Origin of the sequence: Aeromonas sp. HMWF014 (assembly GCF_963878295.1) — a bacterium.
Lineage (GTDB): Bacteria > Pseudomonadota > Gammaproteobacteria > Enterobacterales > Aeromonadaceae > Aeromonas > Aeromonas popoffii.
The window spans coordinates 1-13857 of sequence record NZ_CAWNYS010000505.1 but is presented as its reverse complement, the minus strand read 5'-3'; the positions used below and the strand labels follow the sequence as shown (position 1 = coordinate 13857).

General features: G+C 57.5%; 12 protein-coding genes and 2 tRNA genes. 9 read left to right on the top strand and 5 right to left on the bottom strand.

From position 1 onward, the window contains the following. A partial coding sequence (gene cydD, locus AAC083_RS19810) for a heme ABC transporter permease/ATP-binding protein CydD (RefSeq protein WP_108537528.1) occupies window positions 1-1319 on the bottom strand: 1319 nt, incomplete at its 3' end. A 201-nt stretch (window positions 1320-1520) separates the two neighbouring features. On the opposite strand from cydD, the gene AAC083_RS19805 reads away from it, so the two are divergent. After that, window positions 1521-1594, top strand: a tRNA-Gly gene (locus tag AAC083_RS19805). A 105-nt stretch (window positions 1595-1699) separates the two neighbouring features. Beyond that, window positions 1700-1774, top strand: a tRNA-Gly gene (locus tag AAC083_RS19800). 132 nt (window positions 1775-1906) lie between these two features. Here AAC083_RS19800 and arcA read toward each other — a convergent pair. Continuing rightward, window positions 1907-2626, bottom strand: coding sequence for a two-component system response regulator ArcA (arcA, locus tag AAC083_RS19795; RefSeq protein ID WP_042037588.1), 720 nt, complete (start codon window positions 2624-2626; stop codon window positions 1907-1909). Window positions 2627-3002: 376 nt separating this feature from the next. On the opposite strand from arcA, the gene AAC083_RS19790 reads away from it, so the two are divergent. Continuing rightward, entirely contained in the window at window positions 3003-3422 is a 420-nt protein-coding gene (locus tag AAC083_RS19790; RefSeq protein ID WP_108537527.1) for a DUF3293 domain-containing protein, read from the top strand. A gap of 39 nt (window positions 3423-3461) precedes the next feature. Further along, a complete protein-coding gene (locus AAC083_RS19785) occupies window positions 3462-3941 on the top strand; it encodes a putative 4-hydroxy-4-methyl-2-oxoglutarate aldolase (RefSeq protein WP_108537529.1) in 480 nt (159 codons plus the stop codon). 4 nt (window positions 3942-3945) lie between these two features. Here AAC083_RS19785 and AAC083_RS19780 read toward each other — a convergent pair whose 3' ends face one another. Continuing rightward, a complete protein-coding gene (locus tag AAC083_RS19780) occupies window positions 3946-4422 on the bottom strand; it encodes a hypothetical protein (protein WP_108537526.1) in 477 nt (158 codons plus the stop codon). 172 nt (window positions 4423-4594) lie between these two features. On the opposite strand from AAC083_RS19780, the gene AAC083_RS19775 reads away from it, so the two are divergent. After that, complete coding sequence (locus AAC083_RS19775) at window positions 4595-4993, top strand: META domain-containing protein (RefSeq protein ID WP_042037585.1); 399 nt, start codon at window positions 4595-4597, stop codon at window positions 4991-4993. A gap of 160 nt (window positions 4994-5153) precedes the next feature. On the opposite strand, the gene aceK is transcribed toward AAC083_RS19775, so the two are convergent. Next, window positions 5154-6881, bottom strand: coding sequence for a bifunctional isocitrate dehydrogenase kinase/phosphatase (gene aceK / locus AAC083_RS19770; RefSeq protein WP_108537525.1), 1728 nt, complete (start codon window positions 6879-6881; stop codon window positions 5154-5156). A 206-nt stretch (window positions 6882-7087) separates the two neighbouring features. Between aceK and AAC083_RS19765 the strand changes: the two genes are divergently transcribed. From AAC083_RS19765 to thrC, 4 genes are all read left to right on the top strand, one after another. Continuing rightward, the gene (locus AAC083_RS19765; RefSeq protein WP_108537524.1) at window positions 7088-7780 is read left to right on the top strand and encodes a tRNA/rRNA methyltransferase; all 693 of its coding nucleotides are present in this window, start codon (window positions 7088-7090) and stop codon (window positions 7778-7780) included. Between the two features lie 250 nt (window positions 7781-8030). Beyond that, window positions 8031-10502: a bifunctional aspartate kinase/homoserine dehydrogenase I gene (gene thrA / locus AAC083_RS19760; protein WP_108537523.1), complete on the top strand. Its 2472-nt coding sequence runs from the start codon at window positions 8031-8033 to the stop codon at window positions 10500-10502. Between the two features lie 2 nt (window positions 10503-10504). After that, window positions 10505-11485 carry a homoserine kinase gene (gene thrB, locus AAC083_RS19755; protein ID WP_108537522.1) on the top strand — a complete coding sequence of 327 codons (981 nt, stop codon included), beginning with the start codon at window positions 10505-10507 and terminating at the stop codon, window positions 11483-11485. After that, window positions 11482-12756 carry a threonine synthase gene (gene thrC, locus AAC083_RS19750; protein ID WP_108537521.1) on the top strand — a complete coding sequence of 425 codons (1275 nt, stop codon included), beginning with the start codon at window positions 11482-11484 and terminating at the stop codon, window positions 12754-12756. Before thrB ends, thrC begins: the two co-directional genes overlap by 4 nt. A gap of 384 nt (window positions 12757-13140) precedes the next feature. Here the strand turns inward: thrC and AAC083_RS19740 are convergent, their stop codons facing one another. Then, window positions 13141-13803, bottom strand: coding sequence for a hypothetical protein (locus AAC083_RS19740; RefSeq protein ID WP_146181742.1), 663 nt, complete (start codon window positions 13801-13803; stop codon window positions 13141-13143). Between the last annotated feature and the right edge of the window lie 54 nt (window positions 13804-13857).

Below are 13857 nucleotides of genomic sequence, written 5' to 3'. Positions count from 1 at the left end.
CGCAAGGAGGCGTGGAACAGCTGCGGGTTCTGGGAGAGCCAGCCCAGCTGCAGCCGCCACTGGCTCATGTCGAGGCTGGCCAGCTCCTGGCCGTTCACCTTGAGCTCACCACGATAGGGGGCAAAACCGAGCAGGGCATTGACCAGCGAGCTCTTGCCAGCGCCGCTGATACCGATGAGCGCCGTGCGTGAACCCGCCTCCAGGGTGAAGTCGATGGGGCCAACCAGCACCTTGCCTTCGGCACTCAGCACTTCAAGGCCTTTGGCTTCGACCTTGATGGGCGTGTTTGCATGGAAAGGGGTGTTACCGGAGGCGGGCTCGCTCACCTCGGCTTCCAGGAATGCCAGCAACTGCTCGGCGGCGCCGATGGCCTGCGCCTTGGCGTGGTAGTGGGCGCCGAGTTCGCGCAGCGGGGCGTAGAACTCGGGGGCGAGGAAGAGCACGAACAGGCCGGTAAACAGGGTGACCTTGGCGCCATAGTGGCCGAAGTTCAGGTGATCTATGTAGGAGAAACCGAAGTAGACCGCCACCAGCGCCACCGAGATGGCGGCGAAGAATTCCAGCACGGCTGTGCTTAAGAAAGCAAGGCGCAGTACCTCCATGGTACGTTCGCGAAAATCTTCCGAGGCGTCGCGAATGGCATCCCCTTCTGCCTGGGTGCGCATGAAGAGCTGCAGGGTGCGAAGACCCTTGAGCCTGTCGAGGAAGTGGCCGGAGAGGCGGGCCAGTGCCTGGAAGTTGCGGCGGTTGGCATCGGCGGCACCCACCCCCACCAGGATCATGAAGAAGGGGATGAGGGGCGCTGTGCCCAGCAGGATCAGGCCCGCTGCCCAGTTGACCGGGAACACGGCCACCAGGATCACCACGGGAATAAAGACGGCAATGGCCATCTGCGGCAGGTAACGGGAGAAGAAATCCTGCATGTTTTCAATCTGTTCCAGCAGCAGGCTGGCCCAGCTGCCGGCCGGGCGTCGCTGGATATAGGCAGGACCGAGACGGCCGAGGCGGGTGAGCACCAGCTCGCGAATAGCCTGGCGCACCGCGCTGCCCGCCTTGAAGCTGGTCACTTCACGGCCATAGGCCAGCGCCGCTTTGGTCAGGGTCACCAGCAGCAGGGTAATGAAGAGGGGAATGGATTGTTCCGGCGTGGCACCCTCCATGATGAAGCGATGCAACAGGGTCGCCAGCAACCAGGCTTGCGCCACCATCAGTATGCCCTGACCCAGACCAAAGCCTATGGAGAGACCGATCCAGCGTCGGCCGTGGCTCGACTGGTTACGCAACCAGCCATAAAGATGTTTCTGAGTTTTCTTGTCCATTACCACCATCCTCGCGTCGAGTGGCGCAAGACTATCCTCGGCCCCCGGCATTGGCAACCTTGTAAATTCCCGGTGTTGAAAATGTTTGATGGAAAAAACAGCTTGCTGCTCATTAGTTGGTCGAACAGCTTGATTTATGGTAAAAAACAGCACAGTGGTGATTGCGCTCGGCTTCAAAATGCATATAGTAGAGGCCCTGACGCGGGTGTAGTTCAATGGTAGAACGGTAGCTTCCCAAGCTGCATACGTGGGTTCGATTCCCATCACCCGCTCCACATTCTGATACCCGGTAACCAAACCGTCTTGCTATCGCCTCTGTCTGGCGCACTGCCTATAGACGTTTGTTTGATGCCAGCTATCCGTTGCGAGTTTGATGCCAGGCGGGCATCGTATAATGGCTATTACCTCAGCCTTCCAAGCTGATGATGCGGGTTCGATTCCCGCTGCCCGCTCCAGCTTTCATGCAAAAAGCCCACTCCTGCGAGTGGGCTTTTTGTTTTGCGCTTGCGCCGGAAGAGGGTAAACGGCAGGCAGAGAAAAGGCGCCGATGGCGCCTTTTGAACCAAATGTAATGGGATGGAACGGGCTTATTCCTGTTCCAGCTCACCACAGAAGCGGTAGCCTTCGCCATGGATGGTGGCGATGATCTCCGGGGTGTCGTTGACGCTTTCGAAGTGTTTGCGAATACGGCGAATGGTGACATCCACGGTACGGTCATGAGGTTTGAGCTCACGGCCTGTCATCTTCTTGAGCAGCTCTGCACGGGTCTGGATCTGGCCCGGGTTTTCGCAGAAGTGCAGCATGGCACGGAATTCAGAACGCGGCAGTTTGAACATGTCGCCAGCCGGGCTGACCAGTGCGCGGCTGTTGATGTCCAGTGCCCAGCCGTTGAACAGGTAACGTTCAACCAGCTTCTTCTCTTCGCCACCGGCGACCACATTCATGGTGCGGCTCAGCAGGTTGCGGGCTCGAATAGTCAGTTCACGGGGGTTGAACGGCTTGGTGATGTAATCATCTGCACCGATTTCCAGACCCAGGATCTTGTCCACTTCATTGTCACGACCGGTCAGGAACATCAGGGCGATGTTGTCATCTTCACGCAGCTCGCGTGCCAGCAGCAGGCCATTCTTGCCCGGCAGGTTGATGTCCATGATCACCAGATTGATGGTGTGGGCGGTCAGGGCTTGATGCATCTCGTCGCCATTGTTGGCTTCGAGCACAACGTAGCCTTCGGCCTCGAAGATGCTTTTCAGGGTATTGCGGGTGACCAGTTCGTCTTCGACGATCAGAATGTGTGGTGTTTGCATGAGTATTCCCAGATTCTTATCAGTTAGTTATCTTAATTTTAACACTCTTTGGCGTTACCCGACCGGTCCTGAAAATTTATTACGTCATCCTGGGTATGAATGTCAGGTCGGATTATCGCGAATTTGGCATCAGCGTCGGCAAACATCCCTGTGCCACACATAGGCTCTCAACAAGTCTGATCGAGAGAAGCCTGGAAAGGTAGTCCATTACAAAAGTGGCTGCATTTTATCAGTTAACAGGCGCATAACAACACTCTTTGCCGTCAGATAGCAACTTTTTAACTCTGGTTTGATATAGGTCAAGCACAGAGTTCACAGCATGATACTTGGGGTTGCCCCCATTTTCGCCCTGATAAAATGTAATGGAATGTAACATGTGGTTGACATGAATTTGTGGGAAAACTACAGAAAAATTTGTTTTATTGCACCTTTTTCTGCACCGCAATGGCCCGCTTACGCCATAGTGACAGCCTGGAATCCGGCCAGCCGCGAGGTGGGAATACGTCGTAATACCCGGCGCCAGCGGGCCCTCTGGCGGGTGATCGCGGCGTCTCCCTACATGATGGCCATGGGACCTTGCTGGGGGAGCTCGCCTGATGAAAGTTGGCGTGAATCGTCGCTGTTGCTGGCTTCCTCTCGTGGTGAGTCCATCGCTCTGGCGGCCCGTTTCGGCCAGAACGCCCTCTATTGGGTGGAGCAGGGGGAGCTCTGGTTGCTGCCGGTATTGATGAAAGGCATACCGCTTCATATGGGTAAAATTGAATCCCACTGGATTGTCAGAGCTTCGGGCTGGTGAAATAATGAGCCAAATCATGTCCATGGAAGGAAGCTTATGATGCTGGATCTACTGCCCGACCTCTGCGATCAACACGACGCAGCCCTGCAAGTGGCCGATCCGCTGTTCCACAACTTTGGTGGCAAGCCGCTGTTTTATGGCCAGGCGGTCACTCTCTCCTGCTATGAAGACAACAGTCTGGTGCGGGAGCTGGTCACTCGACCCGGCCAGGGGCGGGTGATGGTGATCGATGGCGGTGGTTCCTTGCGTCGCGCTCTGCTCGGTGATCAGCTGGCTCTCAAGGCGGCTGAGCAGGGATGGGAGGGGATCCTGATCCACGGCGCTGTACGTGATGTGGGCACACTGGCGACGCTGGCTCTGGGGGTCAAGGCGCTGGCGGCCTGCCCGGTCAAGACCGAGAAGCGGGGTCAGGGTGAGCTGGATGCCGTGGTGTCGTTTGCCGGGGTTACCATACATCCGGGTGACTACGTCTATGCCGACCTCAACGGCGTAGTCGTGAGCGCGACCCGGCTCATCTGAGCGGTCAGAAGTTGAAGCCGACGCCTATGCTGAGGGATTGTTCTGTGCTGAAGGCGCTGACGCCGTAGTTTGCCTTGATGGCGAACTGCGGGGTGAGCAGCAGGCTGGTATTGAGCTCCAGCAGTGTGCTGGCCTTGTCCACTTCCAGCTGCTTGAGCTGGCTGCCGATGTTCAGCGAGGGGGAGAACTGGTAACGCACCCCGGAGCTGATATTGAAGCCCGTCTGCTCGCTGTGGGGATCCATAGCAGGGCCCGCCTCCATGTAGAGGCTGACATCGTCCCGAACCGAGTATTGATAGCCGGTGTTGATGAGCCAGAGGTCGAAATGGTCGCTGTGGTGAGACTGGCTGCCGAGCAGCGCGCCGGAATAGCTTTTCACGTAGAGCTGGCTGTTTTCCTCGCTATTGAGAAAGTCCCAGTCGGCGGCCTGGGCACAGAGGCTGAGGCATGAAGCGAATGCGATGATGAGTGGTTTGACCATTCTTTTCCCCTCCCTGGGTCCGGAACTGGAATACAAGCATGGCACATGCCAGCTGCTAGTAAAGGCAACCCAGATCACAATAAAACAGTTTTAATCTGCCGCCATCTCATGATAAACAGGCCACCATCATCACTTTCCTTCCCCTATTTCGCTGACATCAAGAGGTGACCCCATGAACAAGAAACTGACCCTGCTGGCCGCACTGGCACTGGGGGGGTGCGCCATGGCAACTGGTTCCAATCTGGCTCAACTGCAAGCATCCACCTGGCAGTTGCAGGGGGCGAGCGACGATACCTTCACCCTGCAGATCGCGGGTGACAAGGTGGCGGGCAAGGGCGGCTGCAACCGCTATTTTGGCGGTATCACCCAGCAGGGTGACGGCGTATTGACGCTGGGGGCCATGGGCTCGACCCGCATGATGTGCATGGGCGATCTGGCCGACAAGGAGATGCTCTATCTGCAGAAACTGGAGAAGGTGGCAACCTTCAAAATCAGCGGCCAACAGCTGGTTCTGAGTGATGCCAACAAGGTGGCGCTGCTCACCTTCGATGCCATGCCTGCTGCCAAGTAACTGATATGCCAGTCAGAGGCTGTCGTAGCGTGAGCAGACAGCCGCGATCAGAAAGGGACGCCGTGGCGTCCCATTTCTCAATGCCGTTTTGCGGCTTGTGCCGGCCAGGTTGCAAGATGCATTGCATCCGAGCCACCGGCAAGGCGCCTAGAGCCTCTCCTCATCCCCCCCGCTGGAACTTGAAGCGCTTCTTGCGTCGATAGGGATAGACATCCTCGAACACCCCCACCTTGATGTTGCTCTGCAGCATCTTCCAGTAGTTGGCGTCGAACATCTCTTTGTGCAGCTGCATCATGATCTCCCGCACCTGGGGTTTTTGCAGCAGGAAGGTGGCGAACTCCTCGGGGAAGATGTCGTTGGGGGCCACCGAATACCAGGGCTCGGCGCTCCATTCATCCTCGGGGTAGCGCGGCGGCGGGATCTGGCGGAAGTTGCACTCCGTCATGTAGCAGATCTCGTCGTAGTCGTAGAAGACCACCCGGCCGTGACGGGTGACGCCGAAGTTCTTGAACAGCATGTCCCCCGGGAAGATGTTGGCCGCCGCCAGCTGCTTGATGGCGTTGCCGTACTCCTCCAGCGCGAGGCGGGTCTGCTGTTCGTCCGCCTTGTCCAGATAGAGGTTGAGGGGGATCATCTTGCGCTCGGTGTAGAGGTGTGTGATCACCAGCTTGTCGCCTGTGATGGTGAGCGCCGACGGCGCCACCGTCTTGAGTTCGGCAAGGAGCTCGGGCGAGATGCGATCCAGCGGAAACTCGAAGTTGGTGAACTCCTGGGTATCGGCCATGCGGCCAACCCGATCGTGCTGTTTAACCAGCCGGTACTTCGCCTTGACCTGCTCGTGGCTCACATCCTTGGGGGGAGTGAACTCGTCTTTGATCACCTTGAACACCACATCGTAGGAGGGGAGGGTAAACACGCTCATCACCATCCCCTTGATGCCGGGGGCGATGATGAACTGATCCCGGCTCTGGGCCAGATGGTGGCGGTAGTGGCGATAGAGCTCGGTCTTGCCGTGTTTCTGACAGCCGATGGCGTTGTAGATCTCATAATCGGGCTTGTGGGGCATGATCTGGCGTAGAAACACCACAAACAGCGCCGGCACAGGGGCGTAGACCATAAAGTAGGCGCGGGCGAAACCAAACACGATGGAGGCCAGCTCCGGCTCGAAGATGACGGTATCCACGTAGATGCTCTGGCCGGTACTGAGCAGGGGCAGAATAAACGGGAAGACCTGCCCCTTCACCCGAATAAGCCCCACCAGATAGGCCCCCTTGTTGCGGTAGAACACCTCTTTCAACAGCTCGATGGCAAACGGCTCGTCATGGAGAATTTGTGGCCCGTTCTCCGCAAGATGACGGTGGATGTCGACAATATCACGCTGCTTGTCCTCATAGGGCAGGGTGAAGCTGTAATCGCCGAGCAGCTGGCTCAGGGCCTGCGGCAGGTGGGCGAGATCGGTGCGATAGACCCGCAGCAGGGCGCTCAAGTCAGGATGATCCCCCCGGCTGCGAAACGGATGGATATAGAGGTTCTCGTCGCGGATATTGCGATGGCGGAAGATGCGGCGATAGACGGAGTTGAAGAAGGACTCCGCTACCTCGAAGTTGTCACAACGGGGCAGCAGATCGCTGAAGGCGCCTTTTACCCGCTTGAGCAGCTCCTGAGTGGCGTGATGTTCCCCCATCATCTGCTTGATCAGGGCCGTGGTGGCGCCGACGTGGTGATCATAGAGGCGAATACGCTCCCGTCCTGCGAGCTGCACCCCCAGCCAGTCACTGTTCTCGAAGCGGCTCTTGCTGCCCTGGGTTATCTCGAGAAACCGGCTGTAAAACGACTCGAAGCGTTGCAAGATCGTCTCGGCGACGGCCTGTTCCAATGGCTGCTGCATCTCTCTCTTCCTTGTGATCTGTCGGGCCGATAGCGCGAAGGATTGCGTGTAATTTGGTCACACGTCAGGCCACTATGGCAACATTCAAACGTCTGTTCAAGTGGCATTTTTCGGGGATAAAAGGTAGATTGCGCCCCTGTTTTGGCGATGGTTTGGCGACTGTTTGCCGTCTGTTTAAGAGGCCCTCTGGCCTGTGAGGAAACCCGATGAAGCTCTATTTTGTCCTGGTGGCACCTGCCCGTCCTGCGAATGTGGGGGCGGCGGCCCGCGCCATGAAAACCATGGGATTCGATGCCATGCGACTGGTGGCCAGCCGGGTACATGAAGAGGAGGAGGCGAGCTGGGTGGCCCACGGCGCGCAGGAGATCCTGGCCCAGGCCGAGGCGTTCGATACCCTGCCCGAGGCGCTGGCCGACATGGATCTGGTGATCGCCACCACTGCCCGTGAGCGCGGTCGCTACCAGCACTACCTCACCCCGGGGGAGATCCGCGAGCAGATCCGCGCCAAGCCCTTCCTTGGCAAGGTCGCCATCGTCTTTGGCTGTGAGGAGTCAGGCCTCTCCAACGAACAGCTGGCCGAGGTCGATCTCATCAGCTATCTGCCCCTCAAGGTGAGCTACCCGTCGCTGAATCTGGGGCAGGCGATCATGCTCTACGCCTACGAGATGAGCCAGTTGCTGGATGAGCCGCAGGCCGTAGCAGAAAATTTTGATAACGTTGGGCAGGTTCGGGTACTGAAAAGCAAAACAGCAGAATTGCTTAGTGAAATCGGAGTTTCGCAGGATGAAAAACTGCATCAATGGGTGATGGACCGGGTGCCCATGCTGCCGCAGCGGGATTTGAACATGCTCCACCTGCTCTGCAAAGACCTTGCGCGCAAACTTGGCAAAGAGGTTTAAGTTGACAGCCCAAGGCCAGCCGCGGTATTGCTAAAAGCCAGCTTCGTTCAAGAGTGTTCGTCATGCAGTTATTCACCAACGTCATCACCACCACCATTATTACCGGTACCACCACAGGTGGCACTGGGGCCGGTTGATGCGCTGACGAGCAAGCACAGAAATCAAAAAAGGCCCGTACCCACCCAGTACGGGCCTTTTTGTTGGATTGGTTTTTAGATTATATTTCATAGAGTTACAGGGAGAGAAAGCGATGAGAGTGTTGAAGTTTGGCGGGTCTTCATTGGCCGATGCGATGCGTTTTTTACGGGTGGCCGATATCGCGGTCAACACCCACGGTCAATCTCAGGTAGCCCTGGTGCTGTCTGCTCCTGCCAAGGTGACCAATCATCTGGTGGCGCTGGTGGAACAAACCAGCCGCGGCATGGATGCCAGTTCTACTCTGTTTGAAATCAACGGTATCTTCTCCCGCCTGCTGGCCGGGTTAAAGGCGGCTTATCCGGCGCTGGATGACAAGGCGCTGCTGGCCCGTCTCACCAACGAGCTGGATCAGGTCGAGCGGCTGATGCAGGGTATTCGTCTGCTGGGCCTCTGCCCGGACAACGTGCAGGCGCGCATTCTGAGTCGTGGCGAAAACCTCTCCATCGCCTTTATGCACGAGTTGCTGCGGGTGCGCGGTCTGGACGTGGATCTGATCGTGCCGGAAGAGCTGCTGGCCACCGACGGCGGCTATCTGGAAGCCCACGTCGATATCGAAGCCTCCCGTCTGCGCTTTGCCGCCAAGGGATTGCGCAGCGATTGTCTCTATCTGATGCCGGGCTTTACCGGCGGCAGCGACAAGGGCGAGACCGTGCTGCTGGGTCGTAACGGCTCTGACTACTCCGCCGCCGTGCTGGCTGCCTGTGTCGATGCCGAGTGTTGCGAGATCTGGACTGACGTCGAGGGCTGCTACAGCTGCGACCCCCGTCTGGTGCCGGATGCCTACCTGCTGAAAACCCTCTCCTACAAGGAGGCGATGGAGCTCTCCTACTTCGGCGCCAAGGTGCTGCACCCGAAAACCATCGCGCCGGTGGCCCAGTTCCATATTCCCTGCCTCATCAAGAACAGCTTCAACCCGCAAGGGCCGGGCACCCTGATTGGCCCCGAGAGCGGCGACGATGACCTGAAAGTGAAGGCCATCTCCGACTTGTCCGGCATGTGCATGTTCAACGTCTCCGGCCCCGGCATGAAGGGGATGGTCGGCATGGCCGGTCGCATCTTCTCCGCCGTCTCCCGCGCCGGGGTCAGTATCGTGCTGATCACCCAGTCATCCTCCGAGTACAGCGTCAGCTTCTGTATCCACAGCTACGACAGTGAGAAGACCCGCAAGGTGCTGGAGCGCGAGTTCGAGCTCGAATTCAAAAACCAGCTGCTGGAGCCGCTGGATATCATCAGCGATCTGGCGATCATCTCCCTGATCGGTGACGGTATGCGCACCAGCAAGGGGATGGCAGCCCGCTTCTTCACCTCGCTGGCGCAAGCCTCCATCAATATCGTCGCCATCGCCCAAGGCTCCAGCGAGCGCTCCATCTCGGCGGTGGTGCGGGATCGCAAGGTGGCGGAAGCCATCAAGGCGTGTCACCAGAACTTCTTTGGCAGCCAGCAGTTTATCGATCTCTTCGTGGTCGGGGTCGGCGGTGTCGGTGCGGCGCTGGTGGATCAGATTGCCCGCCAGCAACCGGTACTGGCCGAGCAGGGCACTGGCCTGCGGGTGGTGGGCATTGCCAACAGTCGCCAGATGGCGGTCAACAAGGATGGCCTGAACCTCGCCAACTGGCGCGAACAGCTGGTGGAAGCCCGTGACAGCTTCTCGCTGGAAGGGGTGAAAAAGCTGGTGGAAGATAGCCATATCATCAACCCGGTGATCGTTGACTGCACCTCCTCCGAGGCAGTTGCCGTCCAGTATGCCGACTTCCTGGCCGCCGGTTTCCATGTGGTTACCCCGAACAAGAAGGCCAACACCGGCTCGCTCGATTACTACAAGGCGCTGCGCCGCACCGCCCGCCAGACCCGTCGCAAGTTCCTGTATGAAACCAACGTCGGCGCGGGCCTGCCGGTTATCGAGAACCTGCAAAACCTCATCAAGGCCGGTGACAAGCTGCGTGCCTTCGACGGCATCCTCTCAGGCTCCCTCTCCTTTATCTTCGGCAAGCTGGACGAAGGGATGGCCTTCTCTGAAGCCACCAAGATTGCTCGTGGCAACGGCTTTACCGAACCGGATCCCCGCGAGGACCTCAATGGCATGGATGTGGCGCGCAAGCTGCTGATCCTGGCTCGCGAGGCTGGCATGGCGCTGGAACTCTCCGATGTCGAAGTCGAGCAGGCGCTGCCGCCATCTTTTGTAAAAGAGGGTGATGTGAGTGAGGATGTGGAGTCTTTTATGGCCCGCTTGCCCGAAGCGGACGGCTGGTTCCGCGACCAGTTCGCTGCCGCGCAAGCTCAGGGCAAGGTACTGCGCTATGTGGGTTCCATCGAGGGTGGCAAGTGCAAGGTGGCCATCAAGGCGGTCGGTGGCGATGAGCCGCTGTTCAAGGTCAAAGATGGGGAAAACGCGCTCGCCTTCTTCTCCACCTACTACCAGCCGATCCCGCTGGTGCTGCGCGGCTATGGCGCCGGTACCGAAGTGACTGCGGCGGGCGTCTTTGCCGACGTGCTGCGCACCCAGAACTGGAAGCAGGAGTTGTAAGCATGAGTTCAGACATGTACCAGGGCGGCAGTGTCGTCGCCTACGCTCCCGCCTCCAGCGCCAACCTGAGCGTGGGATTCGATGTACTGGGGGCGGCGCTCGCCCCCGTGGATGGCTCTCTGCTCGGTGATCGGGTGCAGGTAAAAGCGGCTGACGTGCCGTTCGCCCTCTCCGCCGTGGGCCGCTACGCCCACAAGCTGCCGGATGATCCGAAAAAGAATATCCTGTTCGACTGCTGGGTGGCCTATGGCGAGGCGCTGGAGAAGCGCGGCCTTAAACTCAAGCCGCTGGCGATGGTGCTGGAGAAGAACCTGCCGGTGGGCTCGGGTCTGGGGTCCAGCGCCTGTAGCGTGGTGGCGGCCCTTGAAGGGCTCAACGCCTTCCATGGCGCGCCGCTTAATGAACACGACATGCTGCTGCTGATGGGGGAGATGGAAGGGCGCATCTCCGGCTCCGTTCACTATGACAACGTGGCCCCCTGCTATCTCGGCGGCATGCAGCTGGTGCTGGAAGAGCACGGCGTCATCAGTCAGGGCATTCCGGTGTTTGACGAGTGGTACTGGGTGGTCTGCTACCCGGGTACCGTGGTCTCTACCGCTGCGGCCCGCGCCATTCTGCCGGCCCAATATCGCCGTCAGGATTGCCTCACCTATGGCCGCCGTCTGGCTGCCTTTGTTCACGCCAGCTACACCGGGCAGGAGGGATTGGCCGCCAGCGTACTGAAAGACGTGATTGCCGAACCCTACCGCGCGGCGCTGATTGAAGGCTTTGCCGAGGTGCGGGCGCAGGCGGCCCAGAACGGGGCGTTGGCCACCGGTATCTCCGGCTCCGGTCCCACCGTGTTTGTGGTGATGAAGGAGCTGGCGCAGGCCGAGCGGATGAAGGATTGGATGGAAGCACATTTCGTGCAGAACGAAGATGGATTTGCCCGGGTCTGCAAATTGGACATGGCCGGGGCACGGGTAACAGGAAGCGAGCTATGAATCTTTACAATATCAAGGACAAGAGTGAACAGGTGAGCTTCGCGCAGGCGGTGCGTCAGGGGCTGGGTCGCGATCAGGGGCTTTTCTTCCCCGACGTGATTGCGCCGCTGGCCGATGTGGATGCCCTGCTGGCGTTGCCGCTGGCCGAACGCTCTGCCCGCATCATCAGCCACCTGCTGGGGGACGAAGTGCCCGCTGCGAAGGTGAGCGAGCTGATTAACGCCGCCTTCACCTTCCCGGCGCCGCTGGTCAAATTGAAAGATGGCACCTATGCCCTTGAGCTGTTCCACGGCCCGACCCTGGCATTCAAGGATTTCGGTGGCCGCTTTATGGCCCAGTGCCTCGCGGCCTTTAGAACTAACGACAAGATCACTATCCTCACCGCCACCTCCGGTGATACCGGCGCCGCCGTGGCCCACGCCTTCTACGGGCTGGAGGGGATCGAAGTGGTGATCCTCTACCCCAAGGGCAAGATCAGCCCCTTGCAGGAGAAGCTCTTCTGCACCCTCGGCGGCAATATCCGCACCATCGCCATCGACGGCGACTTCGACGCCTGTCAGGCGCTGGTGAAAGATGCCTTCGACGACGAGGCGCTGAAAAAGGCCATTGGCCTCAACTCCGCCAACTCCATCAATATCAGCCGCTTGCTGGCGCAGGTTTGCTACTACTTCGAGGCGGTGGCCCAGCTGCCCAAAGCTGACCGCGCCAAGGCGGTGATCAGCGTGCCGTCCGGCAACTTTGGCAACCTCACCGCTGGCCTTATCGCCAAGGCGCTGGGGCTGCCGGTGAAGCGCTTTATCGCCGCCACCAACGCCAACGACACTGTGCCGCGCTATCTGAAAACCGGTCAGTGGGAGCCGCACCAGACAGTGGCAACCCTGTCGAATGCCATGGATGTCAGCCGCCCCAACAACTGGCCCAGGGTAGAAGAGCTCTGCCGCCGCGAAGGCTGGGCGCTGGAGACCTTAGGGTCAGGCATGCGTGACGACGCCCAGACTCGCGATGCGCTTAAACGCCTGCACCAGCTGGATTACCTCTGCGAACCCCACGGTGCGATTGCCTGGGATCTGCTGGGCGAACAGCTGGCCGAGGACGAAGTAGGGGTGTTCCTCTGCACCGCCCACCCCGCCAAGTTCAAGGAGTCGGTGGACGAGATCCTCAATCTGGATGTGCCATTGCCCGGCCCGCTCGCCAAGCACGCCGAGCTGCCGCTGCTCTCCGTTAATTTGCCAGCGGAGTTTGCCCGGTTAAGGGCGTTTCTGCTGGCTTGAGCCTTTGCTCAGAGCTAACCGATAGAAATAAAAATCCCCCGGCAACGGGGGATTTTTATTTTGTGGATTGGGAAAGGGGATTTAAGCTCGATCTGCTGCTCGATCTGCTGCTCGATCTGCTGCTCGATAAGCCGGGCAACTGTCTGGAGCACTCGTTGCAGCTAGCTGCTTGCTCAGGTGCTGGCCGACTATCTGGGGACTTTGCTGCAGGTAATTAACGATCCCGAGCTTGTGGTCGAAGTGAGGATTGAAAGGGCGTATTGGTTGGAGGGCGCGGAGATTAATAGGTGGAGTATTTGAGAATCATATCCAACCCATTAGTCATTGTAGAACCAGCCAGCCGAGTAATGGCTGGCTGGAAAAATATGCAGTCCAAGATTGGGGTTAAAAAAATACTTTTCTTAGATCTGAGAATGAGTTTAATCCACCTCGATGATCACTTCCTGTTTTAGATAATATAAAAGGAAGTCGTTTTTCATTACGGAATATAAGCTTGTAATGTTTTCCATCCTCAGTTACATCAAAGCCTATTTTTTCAAATGTTTTCTTTGTGTTTGCATTCATTGATGTATAGTTTCGCAAGAGCTCTTTAACTTGTGTTAAAAGGGCATCTTTTTCATCACTACGATTGTTAAGATTTAATATATCAGAGATGATGATTTGTCTTCTTTCGTGAGAGCTGCATGAATCTTTGTAGAACTCTAAGGCTTCAATAATTATTCCAATTTTCTCTGCTTGATAAATTTCATGTTCGCTACTATTTATCACAATGCAACCTGGAGTATCAATACTGGATTCATTTATTGTTCGTTTGCTGTATTTTAGCCTGTTTATTTCTGCTTCTAATCTTTGTATTTCATCATCTTTTGATTTACTCTCTAGTTCAAATAACTTTATAAAGTCATCAACTTCTTTTGAACCTGAAGACATTAGAGTTTTAAGTTCTTCTCTTGATTTTTGCTCTTGAACAAAACCCCAGCGACATTCATTTTTAGTTCTTTGTGATAATAAAGAGCTTCTTATTTTTCTGGTGATTGACAGTTGCATTTATCGGGGGTCGGAATAACTCCCATGGGGCAAAAACAACCATTTACCAATTCC